Raw genomic sequence first — 22,546 nt, 5'->3', positions numbered from 1 at the left:
CGGGTTTCCCCCCGCCAGCCGCAGAGCCAGCCGTGACCTCGATCAAGCAGGAAGACCTCATCCAGTCCGTCGCCGACGCGCTGCAGTACATCAGTTACTACCACCCGGTCGACTACATCAAGAACCTGTCCGCTGCCTACGAGCGCGAGCAGTCGGCGGCGGCCAAGGACGCCATCGCGCAGATCCTGATCAATTCGCGCATGTGCGCCGAGGGCCACCGGCCGATCTGCCAGGACACCGGCATCGTCACCGTGTTCCTCGAGATCGGCATGAACGTGCGCTGGGACGACGCCACCATGGGCGTGGAGGACATGGTCAACGAGGGCGTGCGCCGCGCCTACAACCATCCGGACAACAAGCTGCGCGCCTCGGTGCTGGCCGACCCGGCCGGCAAGCGCCAGAACACCAAGGACAACACCCCGGCGGTGGTCAACGTGAAGGTCGTCCCCGGCGACACCGTCGACGTCATCGTCGCGGCCAAGGGCGGCGGCTCGGAGGCCAAGAGCAAGTTCGCCATGCTCAATCCCTCCGATTCCATCGTCGACTGGGTGCTCAAGACCGTGCCGACCATGGGCGCCGGCTGGTGCCCGCCGGGCATGCTCGGCATCGGCATCGGCGGCACCGCCGAGAAGGCGATGCTGCTGGCCAAGGAAGCGCTGATGGAGCCGATCGACATCGTCGACCTGCAGGCCCGTGGCGCGTCCAACCGCGCCGAGGAACTGCGCCTGGAGCTGTACGAAAAGGTCAACGCGCTGGGCATCGGCGCGCAGGGCCTGGGCGGCCTGACCACGGTGCTGGACATCAAGGTCAAGGATTACCCGACCCACGCTGCCAACCTGCCGGTGGCGATGATCCCCAACTGCGCGGCCACCCGCCATGCGCACTTCACCCTGGACGGCAGCGGCGCAGTGATGCTGGATCCGCCCTCGCTGGAAGACTGGCCCACGCTCACCTACAACCCGACCAATGCGCGCCGGGTGAACCTGGATACCATCACCCGCGAGGAAGTGGCCAGCTTCAAGCCGGGCGAGACGATCCTGCTCAACGGCAAACTGCTGACCGGCCGCGACGCCGCGCACAAGCGCATGATCGACATGCTCAACCGCGGCGAGACGCTGCCGGTGGACTTCACCAACCGCTTCATCTACTACGTCGGGCCGGTCGATCCGGTGCGCGACGAAGTGGTCGGCCCGGCCGGTCCCACCACCGCCACGCGCATGGACAAGTTCACCCGGCAGATGCTGGAGCAGACCGGCCTGCTGGGCATGGTCGGCAAGTCCGAGCGCGGCGATGCGGCGATCGCCGCGATCCGCGACAACAAGGCGGTGTACCTGATGGCGGTCGGTGGCTCCGCCTACCTGGTGTCCAAGGCGATCAAGGCCAGCAAGGTGCTGGCGTTCGAAGACCTGGGCATGGAGGCGATCTACGAGTTCGAGGTCAAGGACATGCCGGTGACCGTGGCGGTCGATGCCAGCGGCGAGTCGGTGCACAAGACCGGCCCGCGCGAGTGGCAGGCGCGCATCGGCAAGATCCCGGTGGTGGTCGAGGCCTGATCGGCCGCGACGCGAACGCCGGTGCGAGTGCCGGCGTTCTGCACCGCGCTGGCGGCTTGCCGGCGGCGCGGCAATAATCGGCGCTGGTTCCGTCTCCGGGGAAAGCGTCGTGTCCATCGTCCTTTACGGTTCGCCCAGTACCGCCTCGTTCGTCGTGCACTGGTTGCTGATCGAACTGCAGGTCGATTTCGAACTGCGCATGCTCGATTTCGACCGCCAGGAGCAGAAGAGCCCCGAGTACCTGGCGCTCAACCCGCAGGGGCGGGTGCCGACCCTGGTGCTGGACGGGCAGGTGCTGACCGAATCGGTCGCCATCGCCATGCACCTGGCCGACCTGTATCCGCATGCCGGCCTGGCGCCGCCGCCCGGCACGCCCGAGCGCGCGGCCTACTACCGCTGGATGCTGTTCGGCGCCTACACCCTGATGCCGGCCTACCGCGATTGGTTCTATCCCGACGAACCGGCCGGCGCCGACAACGCCGAGCGCGTGCGCGGCAACGCCCGCGCATTCCTGGAAAAGGCCTGGGACGAGGTGGCGACCCACCTGGAGCAGGGCGGCCCCTACCTGCTCGGCGAGCACTGCAGCGCTGCCGACTTCGTGCTGGTCATGCTGATGCGCTGGTCCCGCAACATGCCGCGGCCCACCGACACCTGGCCAGCGCTGAAGGCGCTGGCCGACAGGATGAAGGCGCGCCCGGCGTTCCACGAGGCCTATCGGCGGGAAGGGATTACCGACTGGATGTGAGTGGCGGCGCGGGGCGTCGCGCCGGATGTCGGCGACCGCGTTGTCGGGCGTCGCGATTGCCAAGCCTTTTGCGGCGCTCTCGGGGCATTGCGCCGGCGCTCTCACCATGCGCATTGGCGCACGCTTTTTCGTGGCCGTCGACCTGGGAGTCGCACCGGCGCCGCATGGATCGAAGGCGGACGCACTGACCGTTTGCATGGTTTGCACCGCACGCATGGACGCGGCGAGTAGCGCTGAGCAACGCACGGCCTTGCTGCCTGCGTCACGTTGTCGCACCCGCTTCCCCGGTCCGTTCGCTGCCGCCAGTGCCCCCTAGAATGGCGCGGTGTCCGCCCTCCGTGCTCCCGCCCGACTGCGCCGCCTGATGCGTTGGCCCGCCTTGCTGGCCACGCTGTTGCTGGCGGTCGCGCCGGTGGCCAGTCGCCTCCTCGAGGCGGTGGCGCTGCCGGTGCCGTTGTGCACCGCGGCCGGATTGCAGGCCGACGCGAACGTGCCGCCGCAGCACGGCGCCGTCCATGCCGGCCACACCGATGCATCGGGCACGCAGCGCGGCCATGGCCCGGCGCATGCCGCCTGCGATTACTGCCTGCTCGCCGCGCGGCTGCTGCCGTGGCTGGCGATCGTGCTGCTGCTGGCGGCGGGATTGCCGGCGCCGACGGCCGCGACGCCGCTATGCCACCGTATCCATGCCGCCGTGCGCTGGCGCGCGCACGCCGCACGCGGACCGCCACTCAATCTCCAGAACGCCCTCCTGTTTCCGGTGCGCTAGGCGCGTCGGCGCCGTTCTTTTCTGGAGTCCAATCCATGTCCCAGTTCCTGCCGTCGCCCGCGCGGGCGGCGTTGTCGTGCTGCATTCTCGCCAGTCTGTTTCCCGCGTCCGGCCATGCCGAGGCGCCCGACGCCACCACCCTCGACCGGATGCAGGTCACCGCCACCGCCCCGGTCGCGCCGCTGACCTGGACGGTGGATCCGAAGCTGCCGCGGCAGCCGGTGCCGGCCAGCGACGGTGCCGACTATCTGAAGACCGTGCCCGGCTTCGCCGCGATCCGCAACGGCGGCACCAACGGCGATCCAGTGCTGCGCGGCATGTTCGGTTCGCGGCTCAACGTGCTCAGCAACGACGGCACCCTGGTCGGTGCGTGCCCGGCGCGGATGGACAACGCCTTGTCCTATATCGCCCCGGAAACCTTCGACCGGCTCACCATCGTCAAGGGCCCGCAGACCGTGCGCTGGGGGCCTGGCGCCTCTGCCGGCACCGTGCGCTTCGAGCGCGACACACCGCACTACGCCGCGCCGACCCTGGAAGGCGAGGCCAGCACGCTGGTCGGCTCCTGGAACCGCAACGACCAGAACCTGGACCTGCGCGGCGGCAATCGCAGCGGCTACGCGCGCGTGGACGCCAACCGCTCCGAGTCCGGCGACTACCGCGACGGCGATGGCGCGGTGGTGCCCTCGCGCTGGCGCAAGTGGAATGCCGATGCCGCGGTCGGCTGGACTCCGGACCCGGACACCGTGCTGGAGCTCTCCGCCGGCAGCGGCGACGGCCTGGCGCGCTACGCCGGGCGCAGCATGGACGGCATCCAATTTCGCCGCACCAGCTATGCCGCGCGCTTCGAGCGCACCGATCTGCCCGGCGCCTGGGAGGCACTGCGCGCCAACGCCTACGTCAACGACGCCGACCACGTCATGGACAACTACACGATGCGCCGGCCCAATCCGCAGTCGGCGATGCCGATGCCGATGGCCTCCAACGTGGACCGGCGGACCCGCGGCGGACGTGTGGAATCGGAGTGGCGCTGGGATCAGGTCGTGGTCCAGGCCGGCGTCGATACCCAGCAAAGTCGCCACCGCGACCGCAGCGCCAGCGGTGAGGGGGTGTACCGGAGCGTGCCGTGGCGCACCGACGCGCGCTTCGACAACCTGGGTGCCTTCACCGAACTCACCTTCGGTGCCGGCACCGCACAACGCTGGATCGCCGGTCTGCGCCTGGACCGCGCGCAGGTCGAGGACACCCGCCGCAGCGTCGGCATGATGAGCATGCCCAATCCCACTGCGGGACAGACACGCCGCGAAGACCTGGGCAGCGGCTTCCTGCGCGTGGAGCGCAATCTCTCGGCCGACACCGTCTGGTATGCCGGCCTGGGCCGCAGCGCGCGCATGCCGGACTATTGGGAATTGTTCTCAGCCGACATGGGCCCGATGGGCGCGGCCAACGCCTTCGCCGGGCTGCACCCGGAGCGCACCACCCAGCTCGATCTCGGCCTGCAGTACCGCGGCGCGACCGTGCAGAGCTGGGTCTCGGCGTACGCCGGGCGGGTGCAGGACTTCATCCTGTTCACCTACGCCGACGGCGGCATGATGGGCACCACCACCCGCGTCGACAACGTCGATGCGCGCATCGCCGGCGCCGAGGCGGGACTGGACTGGCAGCCGCTGCACGGCCTCACCCTCGGCGGCACGCTGGCCTATGCCTGGGGCGAGAACCGCAGCGACGGCACGCCGTTGCCGCAGATGCCGCCGCTGGAATCGCGGTTGCGCCTGGACTGGGAAGGACAACGCTGGTCGGCCGGGGCGCTGCTGCGCGCGGTCGCGCGACAGGGACGGGTGGCGTTGGATCAAGGCAACGTGGTCGGCCGCGATCTTGGTCGCAGCGCCGGTTTCGCCACGCTGGGGCTGAGCGGCGGCTACCGGGTCAGCGAGGGGCTGCGGCTGAGCGCCGGCATCGACAACGTCTTCGACCGGCGTTACAGCGAACATCTCAACCTGGCCGGCAGCGCCGATTTCGGCTTCCCGGCCGACCCGGTGCGCATCGCCGAGCCGGGCCGCAATCTGTGGCTGAAGGGCAACTACCGGTTCTGAGCGACCGACGCACGCGACGCCCAGGCGGGCGCCGCGTGCGTCGCTCAGGCGTGGCCGCTCAGAACCACTCCAGCAGCGAGATGCCGACGCCGACGTAGGTGGCGCGGTGGTTGTAGTCGATCATGCTCTCGCCGTAGCCGTCGAACACCTGCACATGGCCGCGCAGCAGGTTGCTGATCGGGAAGCCCCAGTCCAGCTGCACCGCGCCGTGCGAGCGGTCGCCGCCGCGCAGCGAATGCCGTGCCATCAGCGCCACCTCGTGGCCGTTGCGGTTGTAGATCAGGGTCGCGTCGCCGCGGCCCATGTAGTCCTCGATGTCCGGATTGTTGTCCTGCTTGCGGCTCTCCGGGATGCGGTACCAGGGGCGCAGCACCAGCGCCCAGTTGTCGCGGTCCAGGCCGATGTTGAGCATCGCCCGGTTCCAGCTGCGCGACAGCGGATCGCTGCGGCCGTTGGACTGGTGGGTCAACTGGATGCCGGTCATCCGTCCCTTCCAGCCGAACAGGCTGTAGTTGTTGCGGAACACCAGCATCAGTTCCGGCTCGTAGTTGGTCTCGCGGAACGGCCGCGACTGCTCGGCGTTGTAGACCTGCCAGCGCGAGCTCTGGGTGTAGGCGCCCCACAGGTCGCCGTTGTCGCCGAAGATGTTCTCCACGATCTTGGTCTTGAAGCTCAGCTGGAACTTCGCCTCCACGCTGTCCAGCGGCTCGGCGGTGGTCACCGTATTGACCGGGTTCGGCGAGGACGGCAGCTCGTTCTTCTTGCTGGTCCAGAACGCCGGCAGCAGGTACACCGGCTTGTAGGCGCGCAGCTGGAAGGTGCCCAGCTTGGAGTCCTTGGCCAGTTCCCAGCGGCTGTCCAGCAGCGAGCCCTTGCCGGCATTGGCGATGGTGCTGTCGTAGCGGTCCTGCTTGAAGATCGCGGCGGCGCGCTGGCGGGTGCGCTCGGCGACGCCGGCATCCTCCGGCACGCTGGCGTCCAGCTGTTGCTTCTGGCGTTCGCTGGCGGCCTGCGCCGCGGCGTCGGCGGCCTGCGGGTCGGCGGTGCGGCGCGACAGCGCCTGGTCGTAGCAGGCCAGGCGGGCGGCGTCGCTGGAGATGGCCACACAGGCTTCCGGCGAGGCGGGGGTGGGCAGGACTTCCTGCGCGTGCGCAAGCGGCGCGGCCGCGATCGACAGCAGCAACAAGGGACGGACCTGACGATGGGACATGCGGTTCTCGCTGCAACGGGCGGCGCGGGCGGGTGGTGCGCTGCCGGGGTGAATGGCCGGCAGGGAAAATACAGGAAGTGACGACAACAGGGTCATCACACGTTCATGCTGTCGCCGCGACGTCGTCTTCAGGCGTCCTGCTTCAGAGCAGCCAGGCCACCGCGAACACCGCCAGCATCGCCAGCGCCAGCCCGAGCTTGGCGGCGGTGCCCAGGACGATGCCCAGCCAGGTGCCCACACCGACCCGCGTCGCCTGGCGCAGCTCGCGCCCATGCCAGTACTCCCCGGCCAGGGCGCCGACGAAGGGGCCGACGAACAGCCCGATCGGCATGAAGAACATGCCGGCGATCCCACCCAGTACCGATCCCCACAGCGCCTTGCGGCTGGCGCCGACTCGTTGCGCGCCGAACGCGGTGGCCAGCAGGTCGACCAGCAGCGACAGCGCGGTGAGCACACCGAGCACGGTCAGCGTCGGCCAGCCCAGCCGCTGGAATCCGTCGGCCCAGGCCGCCAGCAGCATCCCGGCGAACATCAGCGGGGTGCCGGGCAGGGCCGGCAGCAGCACGCCCGCCAGTCCGACCAGAACCAGGAGACCGGCACAGACGTAATAGATGAACGCAGGGTCCACGTGGCTCACCGTAGGGGAGATTTGGGGGTTGACAGATGGGGTCTTTTTGCTGATTGCATTTTCATTTTGACCGGGGTAAGTTGCAGCCGCTGCGTTTGCAAAGGTCACCGTGAATCGTGGCCTGATGCGGTAGATCCACCGATCCGCTACATCGTTATACCTCGCTTCCTCCTTGCAACCAGCCGCCGCCCCCACGGCGTACCCACCCCTGAGACGAGTTCCAAGGAGTAAGTCCATCATGAACGGCAATCGCGAAAACGGCACCGTGAAGTGGTTCAACGATGCCAAGGGTTTCGGTTTCATCAGCCGCGAAAACGGCGAGGACGTGTTCGTGCACTTCCGGGCGATCCAGACCCAGGGCTTCAAGAGCCTGAAGGAAGGCCAGAAGGTCAGCTTCACCGTGGTGCAGGGCCAGAAGGGCCTGCAGGCCGACGCGGTGCAGCCGCTCTGAGTCGTTGTCGCGCGGCATCGCGCCCAGCGCAGCAAAAAGGCCCGCAGTGCGGGCCTTTTTGTGTTTCAGGCAGGTCGGCGAGGCCGATGATCAGCGCGGTACGACGCGCCCGTTGACCACGCGGACATAAGTGTTCTCGCGCACGCCGGCCAGGTCGCGCTGGTTGACCACGATCACCCGGCCGTCGTCCATCTGCACATGCACGTCGTAGGTGTCGCTGGTGACGTTCTTCTGGATCTCGTTGCCAGCCAGCGCGCCAGCGGCCGCACCGGCCACCGCCGACACGTTCTGGTTGCCCTTGCTGCCGCCGGTGTGATCGGAAATCTCGTGGCCGGCGACCGCGCCGACGATGCCGCCGAGGATCGCGCCAGTGGCCGACGGCGCAGTGCGGCCCGACGGCACGGTGTCGATGCGGGTGACGATGCCGCAGTCGGCGCAGCGGGTCTGGGTGTAACCGCCGCGCGCCGGCTGGCTGTAGCCGCCGCCGTAACCGCCGCCATAGCCGGGGGACGTGGCGCAGCCCGCCAGCGCCAGGGTCGCCACGGCAGCGGTGGCCATCAGTTGGATCTTCATGGGTGCTCTCCTCGACAGACAGTGATGGAGCGCGGCGGCAGCGCCGCGTTCGCACGCATCCTGTCCACCCCTGCGTGAATGCAACGCCAATCCTGGCAGGCGCCGTTCAGCCTCGCGGGGGCCGGCGTCAGCGGCAATTCATGCAAGGTCGTTCATCGGACAGCGCGATGCGGAACAGCGTGAGACCGCCGCCAGCGGAGCATCGAACCAGCGCGATCACACATCGTCAGCCAGCGGCGTCGTCAGGCTTCGACAACGGGATTTCAGCCAGGCGCCGGCACGCACGTCGGCATCGATGACGCCAGACGCTCAGCGGAAATCGCGGTGACAGGCGTCGCAGCGTTCGTCGATCTGCTGGCGCGCCTGCGCCAGTGCCGCGCAGTCGGCCGGCGGCTGCGCCAGCGTTGCCTCCACGCTGGCGCGCAGCGCATCGGCGTGCTCGCGGAAGCGGCTGTCGTCGGCCAGGTCGGGGAACGCCGTGCCCAGCTCGTCGCCGAGCAGGCGCAACGTGCGCAGTCGCGCCTGCGGACCGGCGCCGCTGCATTGCCGGTGCGCGGCATCGCGTTCGAGCAGCGCCAGCTGCTTGCCCATGACCTGCATCAGGCTGCGCGGGAACGGATCCTGCCGCGCCTGCACTGCACGCAGCGCCATCACCGTCAGCACCAGGCCGAGCAGCAGCCCGGCCAGCAACACGAACAGATAACGGGACGCGGAAGTGGGCGGGGATGAGGGCGGCTTGGCCATGGCAGGCATGCGCGGCAGGAAGGAATGCCGATGGTACGCCCGCCGTCGCCACCGGCGTCGCCCACGCAGACCAGCTGCGTAATCCCCAATCCCGAATCCCGAATCCCGAATCCCGGCCTAAAATAGGCGGATGAACGAACAATGGCGCGAGCGCTTCGCCGGCATCGACCGGCTCTACGGACAAGGCACGATCGCGCGGCTGGCGCAGTGCCGGGTGGCGGTGGTGGGTATGGGCGGGGTCGGCTCGTGGGTGGTGGAGGCGCTGGCGCGCTCGGCGGTCGGGCATCTGACCCTGATCGACGCCGACGACATCTGCGTGTCCAACACCAACCGGCAGCTGCCGGCGCTGGTGGGGCAGTACGGGCGCAACAAGGCGGTGGCGATGGCCGAGCGCTGCGTGGCGATCAATCCGCAGATCGAGGCGGTGGCGGTCGAGGCCTTCCTGACCCCGGCCAACATCGCCGAATTGCTCGACGCCGGCTTCGACCTGGTGATCGACGCCTGCGACAGCTTCCGGGTCAAGGTCGAGACCATCGCCTGGTGCCGCCGGCGCAAGCTGCCGCTGCTGACCGTCGGCTCGGCCGGCGGGCGTACCGATCCGACCCTGGTGCGGATCCGCGACGTGTCGCGGACCGAGCACGACGCGATGCTGGCGCTGATCCGCAAGAAGCTGCGCAGCGAATTCAACTTCCCCAAGAACGCGCAGCGCTATTTCGGCGTGCCGGCGGTGTACTCGCTGGAGAACGTGCGCTACCCGCAGGCCGACGGCAGCGTCTGCGGACTGCGGCCGGCGCTGGGGCCGGATGCGGCCTTGAACCTGGACTGTGGCGCCGGGCTGGGCGCGGCCACCCACATCACCGGGGCGTTCGCCTTCGCTGCGGTCGGCAAGGCGCTGGAGATGCTGTTGAAGCGCGCCGCGGCGCGCGAGGCCGCGGCCGCCTAGCGCCTGCCGGTGTGCGGCTGCGGCGCATCCGCTGCGGGGGGCGCCGCGCCGCTCATCAGGTTGCGCTCGGTGCTGGCCTGCAGGAGCGCCAGCCGTTCCAGGTCCTGCGCCGGCTGCGGCCGGCCGAACAGGAAGCCCTGGAAGTGCCGGCAGCCCATCGCCGAGAGCATCTCGCACTGCTGCGCATCCTCGATGCCTTCGGCCAGCGCGACCATGCCCATCACCTCGGAGATCTCCACGATCTTGGCCAGCAGGCGCCGCGAGGACTCGTCGGCCCTGGCGTCGTTGACGAATTGCCGGTCGATCTTGAGCTTGGTGACCGGCAGCGTCCGCAGCATCGCCAGCGACGAGAAGCCGGTGCCGAAATCGTCCAGCGCCCAGCCGATGCCGAACGCCTTGAGTTCGTGCATCTTGGCGCGTACCCCGGCGGTATCCACGTACAGCGCCGATTCGGTCAGCTCGAATTCCAGCGACGCCGGCGCCACGCCTTCGCTGGTGATCACCTGCTTCACCGTGGACACGAAATTGGGGTCGAGCAACTGCACGGGGCTGACGTTCACTGCGACCACCAGCGCACGCAGGTCGGGGTCGTGCGACCAGCGTCGCAGCGTAGCGCAGGCCTGGCGCAGCACTTCCAGGCCCACGTCGCGGATCAGCTGGCTCTCTTCGGCCAGCGGGATGAACTTGTCCGGGGTCAGCAGCTTGCCGCTGGGATGGCGCCAGCGCACCAGCGCTTCGGCGCCGAGCATGCTGCCGTTCGCGCTGACCTGCGGTTGGTACAGCACCTCGATCTCGCCGTTGCCGACCGCGCGCGCCAGTTCCCGCTCCAGCGAGATGCGTGCGTTCACGTCATTGCGGTAGATGTGCAGGATCGCCGCCAGCAGGCCGGCGGCGCAGGCCATGTTGCAGATGGCGCCGAGCCTGCGCATCCGCTGCGGTGGCGAGTCATGCGGCGCCAACCAGTCCAGTTCGCCCGAGCCGAAGGCGACGAAGGCGGCCAGGCACGCCATGGGAAACACCAGCGCGCGGTAGCGGCGGCTGCGGTCGAACACGAACAGTGCGCCGGCCGCCAGCGGCAGGAAGAAGGTGTGCACGGACCGCGGCACCGTGCCGATCGGCGCGTCGATGATCGAGATCACCAGGACCACGACGAAGACGCCGTGCGCCACCAGCGACAGTGAGCCCTCGTCGCAGTGGCGACGGCGGCCCAGCGCGAGCAGGCCGACCGCCGTCAGCCCGACGAAGGCGATCGCCAGTTCCGGCCGGCCGTAGTACAGGTAGCACACGGTCCACAACGCGCCGAGCGAGGTGCACGAGACCCCGGCCAGGGTCATGGTGCTGCGCATCTTGCGGCTGCGATTGCTGTCGCGGAATTTCAGCGAGACCCAGCTTTCGCCGTTGGAGGCGTGTTTTTCCGAAGCGGCGCCGCTCTTCATTGCCGAAGCGCTCGCATGCGCGACGGCGCCGTTCGCGCCGGAGCGGCCGCGGAGGAGGCGATCGCACGCGGGCGCCGCGCGCTGGGGAGAAGCGGGTAGGGAATGCGGCTTGCCGACTGTTTCACGCCAGGATGATCCGATCTGCCAGAACGCGTGCCATCGAGCCGGCCGCCGAGCCTTCGCTGAGAGCGAACGGGTTCACACTCCGATACCTGGCGGACAAAGCGCCGCTCGCCGTTTCAGCGCGGTGCACAGTAGCAGAAGCAAGTGCGCCGAAACCCGGTCGAAAGGCGTGCATCCGCCTGCCCAGGTCACAGTTTCGGACGAAAGCCGTTTTGCCAGGCGATGTGCCGCATCCACCGCCTTGCAGGCACGCATTGCGCGGCCGACGTATGGCGTCTGTTCCTGTGTCGGCGCGTCAAAAAGCGACGCGCAGCGTCGGAATGTGCGGTGTGCAGAAACGCGCTGGGTCAGGCGATGACGGGCGTGCCGGCTCGCGTGTCGGGCAGGCCGAACAGGCGCCGCGCGTTGGCCGTGGTCTGCGCGGCGATGGCGGCGGCAGGTGCGTCGCGCAGTTCGGCGATGGTGTCCAGCACCGTGCGCAGCCGCGCCGGTTCGTTGCGCTGCCCGCGGATCGCCGCGTCGGGTTGGTCCGGCGCATCGGTTTCCAGCAGCAATTGCTCCAGGGGCATCGTGGCGGCGAGCCGACGCAGGCGCTGCGCGCGTTCGTAGGTGACCGGCCCGCCGAGACCGATCAGGAAATCCAGCGATCGCAACTGTGCGGCCTGTTCGGCACTGCCGGCGAAACTGTGCACCACGCCACGCAGGCGCCCGACCTTGCGGATCGCCAGGATCACCGCATCAACCGCCCGCCTGGCGTGCACGATCACCGGCAGGTCGAATGTGCGCGCCAACTGCAGTTGCCCGACGAAGTAGCGGTGCTGCTCGGCCGCGTCCAGGCCCTTGATGAAGAAGTCCAGGCCGCACTCGCCGATCGCGCACGGCCGCTCGCGTGCGATCCAGTCTTCCAATGCCTGCAGGTCGTCAGGGCGATGCTCGGCCAGGAACAGCGGATGCAGGCCATACGCCGGGTACAGCCCGGGCGCGGATGCACAGACCTCGCGCAGCTTGGGCCAGGACGCCGCGGTCACCGCCGGCAGCACCTGCGCCTGCACGCCTGCCGCCTGCGCGCGCGCGATCACCGCATCGCGGTCGGGGTCGAACTCCGCCGCGTCCAGGTGGCAATGGCTGTCGATCAACTGCATCTGCGCTCAGCGGCGCACGCGTCGGGCGGTGGAGGTCAACGGCTCGGTAGCCGGCGCCGGTGTGCGGGTCTTCCAGTTGGCCAGCAGCAGCGTGCCCAGGCCGAACACGATCTCGTCGATGAAGGGCACCGGGTCGGGCAGCAGCACGCTCAGCACGAACAGGCCGGCGGTGATCTTGAACAGGGTCGGGTAGCGCAATTTGCCCGCCCAGCGCAGCAGCGGATAGACGATCGGATTGGGCACGGCACATCCTCCGGGGAGCGGTGGAAACGCTAACAGCCTCGACATGGCGACGTTCTTCGCGCGTTACCAGCCATGTGTACGGCGTGTCACTGAATAGGGAGCGGATCGGTTCAGCTTCAGCATGGTAATCACAGCACCGTAGACAACGCGGTCAGCCCGCAGGAGAGCACACATGAAAAGCACTACGACAACCGTTCTGGTCGCGGCTGGCGCCTTGCTGGTCGGCGGCGTCGCCACCGCGGCCTTCATGAACAATCGCGACAAACCGGTGGACGTCGGCAGCAGCGACGTGCGCCCGGCCCTGGACAATACGCGCGGCGACAGCGCGATGGACAACAGCGTCGGCGGCAAGCTCGAGTACGCCGACGTGGTGCGGGTCGATCCGATCACCCAGAAGCAGCAGCGCTACGCCGAGGTGATCGGCGCCGAGCCGCTGCGCGAGACCTCCACCACGACCACGCCGCGCCAGGTGTGCAACGACGTGGTGGTGCAGGAGCGCCTGCCCGAGCGCGACGGCAACGTCGGCGGCACTGTGGTCGGCGCGGTGGTCGGCGGCCTGCTCGGCAACCAGATCGGCCACGGCAACGGCCGCAAGGCCGCGACCGCGGCCGGCGCGGTGGCCGGCGGCTTCATCGGCAACCGCATCGACCAGAACCACGTCGGCGGCCGCGTGGTCGACCGCACCGAGCGCCAGTGCCACACCGAGAACAGCACCGCGCAGTCCTCGACCATCACCGGCTACAACGTGACCTACCGCAATGACGACGGCACCACCGGCACCATGCGCATGGACAGCAAGCCGGGCAACCGCATCGCCATGGGCACGCAGGACGTGGTCAAGGGCTACGACGTGACCTACCGCTACGACGGCCAGGAAAAGACCGTGCGCATGGACGACCGCCCGAACAGCGACCGCCTGCCGGTGCTCGATGGCCGCCTGGTCACACAGACCGCCTCGGCCGGCGACGTCGCCGTCAGCCAGCGCTGAGTCGCAGTTTCGTTGCACCCCCGAAGGCCGGCGCTTGCGCCGGCCTTCGCCTGTGCGGCGGCGGCAGGGGCGGGGCCGATACAATGCGGTTTTCGCCGTGGACGCCGCCATGCCGTTGCCTTGCGATGATCTGTTTAACGTTGCCGCGCTGCTCAGCGAAGAAGAGCGCGCGATCCAGCAGGCGGTGGCGCGCTTCGTCGACGCGAAGGTGCTGCCGGTGATCGGCCAGGCCTTCGACCAGGGGCGGTTCCCACGCGAATTGGTGCCGGACCTGGCGGCACTGGGGTTGCTCGGCGCCAGCCTGCCGGTGGGGCAGGGCGGCGGCGGCCTCAACGCGGTCTGCTATGGGCTGATCTGCCAGGAGCTGGAGCGTGGCGACAGCGGCCTGCGCAGCTTCGTCAGCGTGCAGTCCTCGCTGTGCATGTACCCGATCCACGCCTACGGCAGCGACGCGCAACGCCAGCGCTGGCTGCCGGCGATGGCCGCCGGCAGCGCGATCGGCTGCTTCGGCCTGACCGAGTCCCAAGGCGGCTCCGACCCGGCGGCGATGCAGACGCGTGCCGTGCGCGACGGCGACGGCTGGCGCCTGAGCGGCAGCAAGATGTGGATCACCAACGGCAGCATCGCCGACGTGGCGATCGTGTGGGCGCAGACCGACGACGGCATCCAGGGCTTTCTGGTCGAGGCCGGTACGCCGGGCTTCGGCACCCAGGACATCGCGCACAAGATGAGCCTGCGCGCCTCGGTGACCTCGGCGCTGTTCTTCGACGACGTGCGCCTGCCCGACAGCCAGCGCCTGCCCGGCGTGCGCGGGCTGAAGGGCCCGCTGGGCTGCCTGACCCAGGCCCGCTACGGCATCAGCTGGGGCGCGATCGGCGCGGCCATCGCCTGCCTGCGCGAGGCGCTGGCCTATGCCGGCGAACGCATGCTGTTCGGACGGCCGCTGGCGGCGACGCAGAGCGCGCAGATCAAGCTGGCCGACATGGCGCGGCGGATCGCCGCCGCGCAGTTGCTCGCGCTGCAACTGGGCCGGCTCAAGGACGCTGGCACGCTGCAGCCGGCGCAGGTGTCGCTGGCCAAGTGGAACAACGTGCGCATGGCGCTGGACATCGCGCGGGAGTGCCGCGACCTGCTCGGCGGCGCCGGCATCACCACCGACTACGGCGCGATCCGGCATGCGCTGAACCTGGAATCGGTGATCACCTACGAAGGCACCGAGACCGTGCACCAGTTGGTGGTCGGCCGCGAACTGACCGGCATCAACGCGTTTTGAACCCCTGGCCCGCGTGCGGTTGCGGGCCCGTTTTGCAGGAGGACCGACGATGAGCGTGTTCGATGTACGTGTGGAGACCGAGCGCCTGTTGCTGCGCCCGCCCACTGCCGAGGATTTCGCGGCGCTCTGCGCGTTTTCCGCCGATGCGCAGACCATGCACCACCTCGGTGGCGTGCAGGTGCCGTCGGTGGTCTGGCGCAGCCTGACCTCGCTGGTCGGCAGTTGGCAGTTGCAGGGATTTGCGATGTTCTCGGTGATCGAGAAGCGCAGCGGGCAGTGGATCGGCCGGGTCGGCCCCTGGCAGCCGCACGACTGGCCGGGCCCGGAAGTCGGCTGGGGCATCGCGCGTGCGTTCTGGGGCCAGGGCTATGCGCCGGAAGCGGCGACCGCGTCGATCGACTGGGCGTTCGCGCAGTTGGGCTGGAGCGAGGTGATCCACACTATCGTGCCGGATAACGCCAACTCCAAGGCGGTGGCGGCCAAGCTGGGCTCGCGCTACCTGCGCCAGGACCGCCTGCCCGAGCCGCTGCAGGCGTTCGATGTGGAGGTGTGGGGCCAGTCGCGCGCGCAATGGCAGGCGCGGCGCTGAACCAGCACGACAGCGGCATTCGACACAGGAGCGGCGCATGGCATCCGAACGTTTTCCCCTGACCGTGTACGGCATGGCGCTGTCCGGCAACTGCTACAAGGTGCGGCTGCTGCTGGACCAGCTCGGCTGCGGCTACCGCTGGATCGAGATCGACAGCGCCAACGGCCAGACCCGCACTCCGGCGTTCCTGGCCAAGAATCCAAACGGCAAGGTGCCGCTGCTGGAGCGCGAGGACGGCCGCGTGCTGGCCGAGTCCAACGCCATCCTGTGCTGGCTGGCCGAGGGCACCGGCTATCTGCCCGCCGATCCCTGGCAGCGCGCGCAGGCGCTGAGCTGGCTGTTCTTCGAGCAGTACAGCCACGAGCCCTACGTGGCGGTGGCGCGCTTCGTCTGCGGCTGGACGCCGCCCGATTCGCCGCGGCGCGCCGAACTCCCGCGCCTGCGCGAGGGCGCGATGCGGGCGCTGGCGGTGATGGAGCAGCACCTGCAGGCGCAGGCCTGGTTCACCGGCCCGGCCTACGGCATCGCCGACATCGCGTTGTTCGCCTACACCCATTGCGCCGGCGATGCCGGCATCGCGCTGACGCAGTATCCGGCGCTGTGCGACTGGCTGCAGCGGGTGCGCGCGACGCCGGGTTTCGTGGCGCTGCCGCCGCTGCCGGAGGACGTGCAGGCACGTTTGGCGCAGACCGGGACGTCAACGGCGTTCACCTGACTGCCGCGCGGCGGCGGCTAGCCTGAAGATCCATTCAGTCTGGAGCAACGCCATGAGCCAGTACCGCATCGCCGTCTTCGTCGGCAGCCTGCGCAAGGAATCGTTCAACCGGCGCCTGGCGCACGCGCTGGAGCGACTTGCCGGCGACCGTGCGCGCTTCGAGTACGTCGAGATCGGCGACCTGCCGCTGTACAACCAGGACCACGACCACGACTATCCGGCGCAGGGCCGGCGCCTGAAGACGCAGGTCAGCGGCGCCGACGCGGTGCTGTTCGTCACCCCGGAGTACAACCGCTCCATCCCCGGCGTGCTCAAGAACGCCATCGACCTGGGCTCGCGTCCGTACGGCGAGAGCGCCTTCACCGGCAAGCCGGCGGCGGTGTGCGGCACCTCGCCCGGGGCGATCGGCACCGCCCTGGCGCAACAGCACCTGCGCAACGTGCTGGCCTACCTGGACATGCCGGTGTTGGGGCAGCCGGAAATCTTTCTGCAGTTCAAGGAGGGGCTGATCGCCGAGGACGGCGCGATCGACGACGAGCGCACCCGCAAGTTCCTCGCCGGTTTCGTCGACAAGTTCATTGCCTGGATTGACGAGCTGCAGGCCTGAGCGCTGCGCCGGCGCTCGCGGTCGGCGATGCGTGGATTGGGCAGGGTGGGCCTTGTGCCGCAGGGGTTCGGCGAGGTTCTCAACCGGTTGTCCCCAGACTTGTCCCCAGGGTCGGCCGACCGCAGTAAGGCGCGCTGCCGTTCGGCCGGCGTCTCGCCCTAGCCCCCGCCGGGCGCGGCGACTAAAATCGGTGCCCGGGCCGCGGTGAGGCCGCGCCCGGCGCCCGCGCCCCACAGAGAAGATCCAGCCTATGTCCGCCCGTCCCGGCTACCGCGGCGATCGCAAGAGCGAGCGCAGCGAACGCAGCGAGCCGCGTCTCGACCAGTTGCGTGTGCCGCCGCACTCGATCGAGGCCGAACAGGCCGTGCTCGGCGGCCTGATGCTGGCGCCAGACGCTTACGACCGGGTCAACGATCAGTTGACCGAAAATGATTTCTACCGGCGCGATCACCAGTTGATCTACCGCGCGATCCGCGAGCTGGCCGAAAAGGGGCGCCCGTTCGACGCGGTGACCCTGGGCGAGTGGTTCGAATCGCAGGGCAAGCTGGAGATGGTCGGCGATGGTGCGTACCTGATCGAACTGGCCAGCACCACGCCCTCGGCGGCCAACATCGTCGCCTACGCCGAAATCGTCCGCGACAAGGCGGTGCTGCGGCAACTGATCGAGGTCGGCACCACCATCGTCAACGACGGCTTCCAGCCGGAAGGGCGCGAGAGCTCGGAACTGCTGGCGTCGGCGGAAAAGGCCGTGTTCCAGATCGCCGAGGCCGGTGCGCGCGGGCGCAGCGACTTCGTGGCAATGCCAGGTGCGTTGAAGGACGCGTTCGAGGAACTGCGCAACCGCTTCGAGAACGGCGGCAACATCACCGGCCTGCCGACCGGCTACACCGACTTCGATGCAATGACCGCCGGCCTGCAGCCGACCGACCTGATCATCCTCGCCGCGCGTCCGGCGATGGGCAAGACCACCTTCGCGCTGAACATCGCCGAGTACGCGGCGATCAAGTCGAAGAAGGCGGTGGCGGTGTTCTCGATGGAAATGTCGGCCTCGCAGCTGGCGATGCGCCTGATCTCCTCCAACGGCCGCATCAACGCGCAACGCCTGCGTACCGGCCAGCTCGAGGACGAGGACTGGGCGCGCGTCACCGGCGCGATCAAGATGCTCAAGGAGACCAAGATCTTCATCGACGACACGCCGGGCGTGTCGCCGGAAGTGCTGCGCTCCAAGGCGCGCCGGCTCAAGCGCGAGCACGACCTGGGCCTGATCGTGATCGACTACCTGCAGCTGATGTCGGTACCCGGCAACAGCGAGAACCGCGCCACCGAGATCTCGGAGATCTCGCGCTCGCTCAAGGGCCTGGCCAAGGAGCTGGGTGTGCCGGTGATCGCGCTGTCGCAGCTCAACCGCTCGCTGGAAACCCGCACCGACAAGCGTCCGGTGATGGCCGACCTGCGCGAATCCGGCGCGATCGAGCAGGACGCGGACATGATCGTGTTCATCTACCGCGACGACTACTACAACAAGGAAAACTCGCCGGACAAGGGCCTGGCAGAAATCATCATCGGCAAGCACCGCGGCGGCCCGACTGGGTCGTGCAAGCTCAAGTTCTTCGGCGAATACACCCGCTTCGACAATCTCGCCCACGACTCGGTGGGCGCGTTCGAGTAAGCCGCCGCCCGCACCTGCGGGCAGCGGTCGCGACGCGCGGCGCCCGCGAGGCTGCGGACGCCGGCGTGCGTGCGGAGGCAGCGAGGATCAGTAGGGAATGTCGATCTGGGCGTTGCTGGTGGTGTCGTAGGTGTTGGCGCCGTACTCGGCATGATGGGTGCAGACCACGGTGATCTTGCGGTATGCGCCGTAGACGAAGTTCGACGTGAAGTGCACGTCGACCAGGGCGCCGTTGCCTTCCTCGTCGTAATCGGTGGTGTAGCCGTTGCCGTACGGGTCGTAGGCGTTGCAGCGCACGTTGATGTAGTTGGCGTCGACGCGGTCGTTGTTGGCGTTGGCGAAGCGCGAGTAGGCGCGGATCTTCAGGCGCTTGCCGCCGGCCGGCCGGTTGTCGGACTCGTAGCCCTGGTTCTGGATCACGCCCTGCAGCGTGTAGACCGGCGTGCTGCCGCCGCCGCTGCCCGGCGGTTGGTAACCGCACGATCCCGGGCCTTCCTCGATCTCGGTGCTGCAGGCCATCGCCAGCGGGGCGGCGAGGCTCAGCGCGAGGGTGAGGGCGGCTTTTGCGATGCGCTTGTCCATGGGTCTTGCTCTCCTGAGGGTGTTGCGGATGTCGGCGATGGGCATGACCGTGTTGCGCCGTCGGCTGCCCGCAGCGCGGCGCGGTCCTGGCGATGCAGGTCCGGGCGCGGGCGGTTCGGGCCGCACGCCGCCACGCTCGCCGGCCGTGGTGGCCGTGAGGTCGCAGAAGCGATGGCGGATGTTCCCCGTGCGCGCGAGACGGCCGTGGCCGTGTCGTGCGCGGTGCAGCGAAAGCATGGAGGACGTCCTTCCCCGGAACGTCATCCAACAGCAGCGGTCGCGGCGCCGCTTCGACATGACGGCGCCCGCCTCGGCGTTATAGCAGGGCAGGCGAGGCGCACGTGCGTGGCGCGTGGCGATGTCTACGAAATCCGGTCAGTGCGGCCCGCATCGGGCCAGGCACAGCAGCGCGCAGGCGCATGCCGTTGCGTTGCCGCATGCTCACCTGGCCGCTGCACCCGATCCGTATCATGGCGCGTCCTTCGCTGCGTCCCCTCGCATGAGCTACGCCATCGTCTGGTTCCGGCGCGACCTGCGCCTGCACGATCAACCCGCCTTGCAGGCCGCGCTGGATGCCGGGCACACGCCGGTGCCGGTGTACCTGCACAGTCCGGAAGACGAGGGCGCATGGGCCGCGGGCGCGGCCTCGCGCAGTTGGCTGCAGCGCTCGCTGGCGGCGCTGGACGCGCAACTGCGCGCGCGCGGTTCGCGCCTGATCCTGCGCCAGGGCCCGGCCGAGGCTGCCTTGCGCCAGGTGATCGCCGACTGCAGCGCGGAGGCGGTGTACTGGAACCGCCGCTACGAGCCGGCCACGCAGCCGCGCGATGCGCGGCTCAAGCGCGAACTGCGCGAACAGGGGCTGGAGGTACACAGCCATAACAGCGCGCTGCTGTTCGAGCCCTGGCAACTGGCGACGCAGCAGGGCGGCCCGTACAAGGTATTCACGCCGTTCTGGCGCAGCGCGCTGAGCCACTGGCAGGTGCCGGCGTTGCAGGCCGCGCCGAAGACGCTGCCGCCGCCGCCCGCGACGCTGGACAGCCTGCCGCTGGAGCGGCTCGGCCTGGCGCCGACGCTGGAGTGGGACCGCGGTTTCTGGGAGGTCTGGCAGCCGGGCGAGGCGGGCGCGCACGAGGCGCTGGACGTGTTCGTCGACGGCGCGCTGCGCGACTATCTCGACGGTCGCGACCGCCCGGACCAGGTCGGCACCTCGCGGCTGTCGCCGCATCTGCATTTCGGCGAGATCGCTCCATGGCGCATCGTCGCCACCCTGGAGCGCCATCGCCGTGCCGCCACCGCCGCGGCGATCGACGGTTACATCCGCCAGCTTGGCTGGCGCGACTTCGCCCATCACCTGCTGCACCATTTTCCCGACACGCCCGAGCGCAACCTCAATCCGCGCTTCGAGCGCTTTCGCTGGGCCACGCCCGATCCCGCGCAGTTGCACGCCTGGCAGCGTGGACGCACCGGCGTGCCGATCGTCGATGCCGGCCTGCGCGAGCTGTGGCACACCGGCTGGATGCACAACCGCGTGCGCATGATCGTCGCCAGCTACCTGTGCAAGCACCTGCGCGTGCATTGGTCCGAAGGCGCGCGCTGGTTCTGGGACACCCTGGTCGATGCAGACCTGGCCAACAACACCCTGGGCTGGCAGTGGGTGGCCGGCACCGGCGCCGACGCCGCGCCGTATTTCCGCGTGTTCAATCCGGTGACCCAGGCGCAGAAGTTCGATCCGAAGGGCGAGTACATCGCGCGCTGGGTGCCGGAGCTTGCGGCGCTGCCGTTGGCCGATCGCTTCGCGCCCTGGCAGGCGCCGCAGCGGCTGGCGCAGGCTGCGCCGCAGTATCCGCGTCAGCCGATCGTGGACCTGGCCGCCGGCCGCGACGCGGCGCTGGCCGCGTACCGCGAGACCGCCGCCGGTTGAACATCGCGCCGTGTTGCGCGGCGCAGCCCGGGCGCAGGCGCGATTGACGCCCTTCGCGGGGCCATGATTCACTCCGGGCTCGGACAGGAGCCCGCATGGCCACCAGCTCAGCTCGCCGCAAGCCGCAGCGCGAACCGATGTCGCGCGTGGACACCGCCTGGTTGCGGATGGACCGGCCGACCAATCCGATGATGATCACCGGCGTGCTGATGTTCGACGAGCCGCTGACCCTGCCTGCGCTCAAGCAACTGGTGCGCAAGCGCTTCCTGGCGTTTCCGCGGTTCCTGCAGAAGCCGGTGGAGACCGCCACCGGCGCCTACTGGCAGCGCGACGACGATTTCGATCTGGACTGGCACGTGCGCCTGTCGGCCTTGCCCGGGCGCGGGCAGAAGAAGGCGCTGGAGCGCTTCGCCGGACAGATGGCGTCCACGCCCTTGGACAAGACCAAGCCGCTGTGGCAGTTCCACCTGATCGAGCGCTACGAAGGCGGCTCGGCGCTGGTGGCGCGGATCCACCACAGCTACGCCGACGGCATCGCCCTGGTGCAGGTGCTGCTGTCGCTGACCGATACCCAGCGCACTCCGGAGCCGTCGGCGCAGCTCGAGCGCGCCTGGCTCAAGGACGACGGCAAGGAAGTGGTGCGTCGGGTCGGTGCGGTGGACCGCTACCTCAAGCTCGGCGGGCGCATGCTCGACAAGGGCAGGGCGATGGCGCAGGACCCGAACCTGCCACAGATGCTGGCACGCGAAGGTGGGCTGATCGGCCGCGAACTGGTCAATGCCTTGCTGCTGGCCGACGATCCGCCGACGCTGCTGCGTGGCCGCCTCGGCGTCAGCAAGCGCGTGGCCTGGGCCGAGCCGCTGGACCTGGACGAGGTCAAGGCGGTCGGCCGCGCCTGCGACTGCACGGTCAACGACGTGCTGATGGCGACCATGGCCGGCGCCTTGCGCGACTACATGCTCGAACGCGGCGAACGCCTGGACGGGGTGACCCTGCGCGCCACCGTGCCGGTCAACCTGCGCCCGCTGGAGCACGCGCGCAAGCTCGGCAACCACTTCGGCCTGGTGTTCCTGGACCTGCCGGTGGGCGAGGCCAATCCGGTGCGGCGGCTGCAGTGCGTGGCCGAATCGATGCAGCAGCTCAAGCAGTCGCGGCAGGCGATGGTGGTGTTCGGTCTGCTCGCGGCGGTGGGCATGGCGCCGGCGGCGCTGCAGTCGGCGGCGCTGGACCTGTTCAGCCGCAAGGCCACCGCCGTGGCGACCAACGTGCCGGGGCCGCAGCAGCCGCTGTACCTGGCCGGCAGCCGCGTGCGCGAGATGATGTTCTGGGTGCCGCAGACCGGGTCGATCGGCGTCGGCGTGTCGATCATGAGCTACAACCACCGCGTGCACTTCGGCCTGATCGGCGATGCGCGCCTGATTCCGGATCCGGACGCGGTGATGCGGCGGGTCGGCGCCGAATTCGAGAAGCTGCTGTACCTGGCGCTGATGAGCGATTGGGAGCAGCCGTTGAGCGCGGCCGACGCCGAGACCCTGTTGCCGTCTTCCTGAAC

Annotated in this window: 22 protein-coding genes; 14 read left to right on the top strand and 8 right to left on the bottom strand. The window is 69.2% G+C overall.

What is annotated here, in order from left to right; all coding sequences use genetic code 11:
• The first annotated feature begins 32 nt into the window (after positions 1-32).
• The 4 genes from RAB71_RS12925 to RAB71_RS12910 all read left to right on the top strand — a co-directional run bounded on the left by RAB71_RS12925 (position 33) and on the right by RAB71_RS12910 (position 5,157).
• The gene (locus RAB71_RS12925) at positions 33-1,553 is read left to right on the top strand and encodes a fumarate hydratase (protein WP_010344402.1); all 1,521 of its coding nucleotides are present in this window, start codon (positions 33-35) and stop codon (positions 1,551-1,553) included.
• A gap of 109 nt (positions 1,554-1,662) precedes the next feature.
• Positions 1,663-2,298: a glutathione S-transferase family protein gene (locus RAB71_RS12920; protein WP_010344403.1), complete on the top strand. Its 636-nt coding sequence runs from the start codon at positions 1,663-1,665 to the stop codon at positions 2,296-2,298.
• A gap of 364 nt (positions 2,299-2,662) precedes the next feature.
• The gene (locus tag RAB71_RS12915; protein WP_010344404.1) at positions 2,663-3,067 is read left to right on the top strand and encodes a DUF2946 family protein; all 405 of its coding nucleotides are present in this window, start codon (positions 2,663-2,665) and stop codon (positions 3,065-3,067) included.
• A gap of 35 nt (positions 3,068-3,102) precedes the next feature.
• Positions 3,103-5,157: a TonB-dependent copper receptor gene (locus tag RAB71_RS12910; RefSeq protein WP_010344405.1), complete on the top strand. Its 2,055-nt coding sequence runs from the start codon at positions 3,103-3,105 to the stop codon at positions 5,155-5,157.
• 58 nt (positions 5,158-5,215) lie between these two features.
• Here RAB71_RS12910 and RAB71_RS12905 read toward each other — a convergent pair whose 3' ends face one another.
• Together RAB71_RS12905 and RAB71_RS12900 are read right to left on the bottom strand one after the other, a co-directional pair.
• A complete protein-coding gene (locus tag RAB71_RS12905) occupies positions 5,216-6,367 on the bottom strand; it encodes a phospholipase A (protein ID WP_029562315.1) in 1,152 nt (383 codons plus the stop codon).
• A gap of 142 nt (positions 6,368-6,509) precedes the next feature.
• On the bottom strand, positions 6,510-6,995 hold the full coding sequence (locus tag RAB71_RS12900) for a DUF456 domain-containing protein (RefSeq protein ID WP_010344408.1): 486 nt from the start codon (positions 6,993-6,995) through the stop codon (positions 6,510-6,512).
• 235 nt (positions 6,996-7,230) lie between these two features.
• Between RAB71_RS12900 and RAB71_RS12895 the strand changes: the two genes are divergently transcribed.
• Positions 7,231-7,446: a cold-shock protein gene (locus tag RAB71_RS12895; RefSeq protein WP_029562316.1), complete on the top strand. Its 216-nt coding sequence runs from the start codon at positions 7,231-7,233 to the stop codon at positions 7,444-7,446.
• Positions 7,447-7,536: 90 nt separating this feature from the next.
• On the opposite strand, the gene RAB71_RS12890 is transcribed toward RAB71_RS12895, so the two are convergent.
• Both RAB71_RS12890 and RAB71_RS12885 read right to left on the bottom strand, forming a co-directional pair.
• A complete protein-coding gene (locus RAB71_RS12890; RefSeq protein ID WP_010344410.1) occupies positions 7,537-8,019 on the bottom strand; it encodes a glycine zipper 2TM domain-containing protein in 483 nt (160 codons plus the stop codon).
• 309 nt (positions 8,020-8,328) lie between these two features.
• Positions 8,329-8,763 carry a cytochrome c gene (locus tag RAB71_RS12885; RefSeq protein ID WP_029562317.1) on the bottom strand — a complete coding sequence of 145 codons (435 nt, stop codon included), beginning with the start codon at positions 8,761-8,763 and terminating at the stop codon, positions 8,329-8,331.
• Positions 8,764-8,893: 130 nt separating this feature from the next.
• Between RAB71_RS12885 and RAB71_RS12880 the strand changes: the two genes are divergently transcribed.
• Complete coding sequence (locus RAB71_RS12880; RefSeq protein ID WP_010344412.1) at positions 8,894-9,706, top strand: ThiF family adenylyltransferase; 813 nt, start codon at positions 8,894-8,896, stop codon at positions 9,704-9,706.
• Here RAB71_RS12880 and RAB71_RS12875 read toward each other — a convergent pair.
• From RAB71_RS12875 to RAB71_RS12865, 3 genes are all read right to left on the bottom strand, one after another.
• The gene (locus RAB71_RS12875; RefSeq protein WP_010344414.1) at positions 9,703-11,142 is read right to left on the bottom strand and encodes a bifunctional diguanylate cyclase/phosphodiesterase; all 1,440 of its coding nucleotides are present in this window, start codon (positions 11,140-11,142) and stop codon (positions 9,703-9,705) included. The genes RAB71_RS12880 and RAB71_RS12875 overlap by 4 nt on opposite strands.
• A 470-nt stretch (positions 11,143-11,612) precedes the next feature.
• Positions 11,613-12,407 (bottom strand): TatD family hydrolase, encoded by a 795-nt coding sequence (locus RAB71_RS12870; RefSeq protein ID WP_010344416.1) that lies wholly within the window; start codon positions 12,405-12,407, stop codon positions 11,613-11,615.
• A 6-nt stretch (positions 12,408-12,413) separates the two neighbouring features.
• Entirely contained in the window at positions 12,414-12,650 is a 237-nt protein-coding gene (locus tag RAB71_RS12865; RefSeq protein WP_010344418.1) for a DUF6116 family protein, read from the bottom strand.
• 172 nt (positions 12,651-12,822) lie between these two features.
• Between RAB71_RS12865 and RAB71_RS12860 the strand changes: the two genes are divergently transcribed.
• The 6 genes from RAB71_RS12860 to RAB71_RS12835 all read left to right on the top strand — a co-directional run bounded on the left by RAB71_RS12860 (position 12,823) and on the right by RAB71_RS12835 (position 18,491).
• Complete coding sequence (locus RAB71_RS12860; protein ID WP_029562318.1) at positions 12,823-13,638, top strand: glycine zipper 2TM domain-containing protein; 816 nt, start codon at positions 12,823-12,825, stop codon at positions 13,636-13,638.
• A gap of 97 nt (positions 13,639-13,735) precedes the next feature.
• Positions 13,736-14,911: an acyl-CoA dehydrogenase family protein gene (locus tag RAB71_RS12855; RefSeq protein WP_010344421.1), complete on the top strand. Its 1,176-nt coding sequence runs from the start codon at positions 13,736-13,738 to the stop codon at positions 14,909-14,911.
• Positions 14,912-14,960: 49 nt separating this feature from the next.
• Positions 14,961-15,500, top strand: a complete 540-nt coding sequence (locus RAB71_RS12850; RefSeq protein WP_010344422.1) for a GNAT family N-acetyltransferase — start codon at positions 14,961-14,963, stop codon at positions 15,498-15,500.
• 37 nt (positions 15,501-15,537) lie between these two features.
• The gene (locus tag RAB71_RS12845) at positions 15,538-16,215 is read left to right on the top strand and encodes a glutathione S-transferase family protein (RefSeq protein WP_010344423.1); all 678 of its coding nucleotides are present in this window, start codon (positions 15,538-15,540) and stop codon (positions 16,213-16,215) included.
• Between the two features lie 52 nt (positions 16,216-16,267).
• On the top strand, positions 16,268-16,822 hold the full coding sequence (locus RAB71_RS12840) for an NADPH-dependent FMN reductase (protein WP_010344424.1): 555 nt from the start codon (positions 16,268-16,270) through the stop codon (positions 16,820-16,822).
• Between the two features lie 250 nt (positions 16,823-17,072).
• Positions 17,073-18,491: a replicative DNA helicase gene (locus RAB71_RS12835; RefSeq protein WP_010344425.1), complete on the top strand. Its 1,419-nt coding sequence runs from the start codon at positions 17,073-17,075 to the stop codon at positions 18,489-18,491.
• Positions 18,492-18,578: 87 nt separating this feature from the next.
• Here RAB71_RS12835 and RAB71_RS12830 read toward each other — a convergent pair whose 3' ends face one another.
• Complete coding sequence (locus RAB71_RS12830) at positions 18,579-19,073, bottom strand: hypothetical protein (RefSeq protein ID WP_010344426.1); 495 nt, start codon at positions 19,071-19,073, stop codon at positions 18,579-18,581.
• A gap of 499 nt (positions 19,074-19,572) precedes the next feature.
• Between RAB71_RS12830 and RAB71_RS12825 the strand changes: the two genes are divergently transcribed.
• Positions 19,573-20,994: a deoxyribodipyrimidine photo-lyase gene (locus RAB71_RS12825; protein WP_010344427.1), complete on the top strand. Its 1,422-nt coding sequence runs from the start codon at positions 19,573-19,575 to the stop codon at positions 20,992-20,994.
• A 95-nt stretch (positions 20,995-21,089) separates the two neighbouring features.
• Positions 21,090-22,544 (top strand): wax ester/triacylglycerol synthase family O-acyltransferase, encoded by a 1,455-nt coding sequence (locus tag RAB71_RS12820; protein WP_010344428.1) that lies wholly within the window; start codon positions 21,090-21,092, stop codon positions 22,542-22,544.
• The last annotated feature ends 2 nt before the right edge of the window (positions 22,545-22,546 follow it).

The sequence above is a fragment of the Xanthomonas sacchari genome (genome assembly GCF_040529065.1).
Classification (GTDB): domain Bacteria; phylum Pseudomonadota; class Gammaproteobacteria; order Xanthomonadales; family Xanthomonadaceae; genus Xanthomonas_A; species Xanthomonas_A sacchari.
This window is presented reverse-complemented; position numbering and strand designations above follow the sequence as displayed.

Coding starts and splice junctions, on each gene's coding strand:
- RAB71_RS12915 (WP_010344404.1), top strand. CDS start 2,663: ATGCGTTGGCCCGCCTTGCTGGCCACGCTGTTGCTGGCGGTCGCGCCG.
- RAB71_RS12910 (WP_010344405.1), top strand. CDS start 3,103: ATGTCCCAGTTCCTGCCGTCGCCCGCGCGGGCGGCGTTGTCGTGCTGC.
- RAB71_RS12905 (WP_029562315.1), bottom strand. CDS start 6,367: ATGTCCCATCGTCAGGTCCGTCCCTTGTTGCTGCTGTCGATCGCGGCC.
- RAB71_RS12890 (WP_010344410.1), bottom strand. CDS start 8,019: ATGAAGATCCAACTGATGGCCACCGCTGCCGTGGCGACCCTGGCGCTG.
- RAB71_RS12885 (WP_029562317.1), bottom strand. CDS start 8,763: ATGGCCAAGCCGCCCTCATCCCCGCCCACTTCCGCGTCCCGTTATCTG.
- RAB71_RS12880 (WP_010344412.1), top strand. CDS start 8,894: ATGAACGAACAATGGCGCGAGCGCTTCGCCGGCATCGACCGGCTCTAC.
- RAB71_RS12875 (WP_010344414.1), bottom strand. CDS start 11,142: ATGAAGAGCGGCGCCGCTTCGGAAAAACACGCCTCCAACGGCGAAAGC.
- RAB71_RS12870 (WP_010344416.1), bottom strand. CDS start 12,407: ATGCAGTTGATCGACAGCCATTGCCACCTGGACGCGGCGGAGTTCGAC.
- RAB71_RS12860 (WP_029562318.1), top strand. CDS start 12,823: ATGAAAAGCACTACGACAACCGTTCTGGTCGCGGCTGGCGCCTTGCTG.
- RAB71_RS12850 (WP_010344422.1), top strand. CDS start 14,961: ATGAGCGTGTTCGATGTACGTGTGGAGACCGAGCGCCTGTTGCTGCGC.
- RAB71_RS12845 (WP_010344423.1), top strand. CDS start 15,538: ATGGCATCCGAACGTTTTCCCCTGACCGTGTACGGCATGGCGCTGTCC.
- RAB71_RS12840 (WP_010344424.1), top strand. CDS start 16,268: ATGAGCCAGTACCGCATCGCCGTCTTCGTCGGCAGCCTGCGCAAGGAA.
- RAB71_RS12835 (WP_010344425.1), top strand. CDS start 17,073: ATGTCCGCCCGTCCCGGCTACCGCGGCGATCGCAAGAGCGAGCGCAGC.
- RAB71_RS12830 (WP_010344426.1), bottom strand. CDS start 19,073: ATGGACAAGCGCATCGCAAAAGCCGCCCTCACCCTCGCGCTGAGCCTC.
- RAB71_RS12825 (WP_010344427.1), top strand. CDS start 19,573: ATGAGCTACGCCATCGTCTGGTTCCGGCGCGACCTGCGCCTGCACGAT.
- RAB71_RS12820 (WP_010344428.1), top strand. CDS start 21,090: ATGGCCACCAGCTCAGCTCGCCGCAAGCCGCAGCGCGAACCGATGTCG.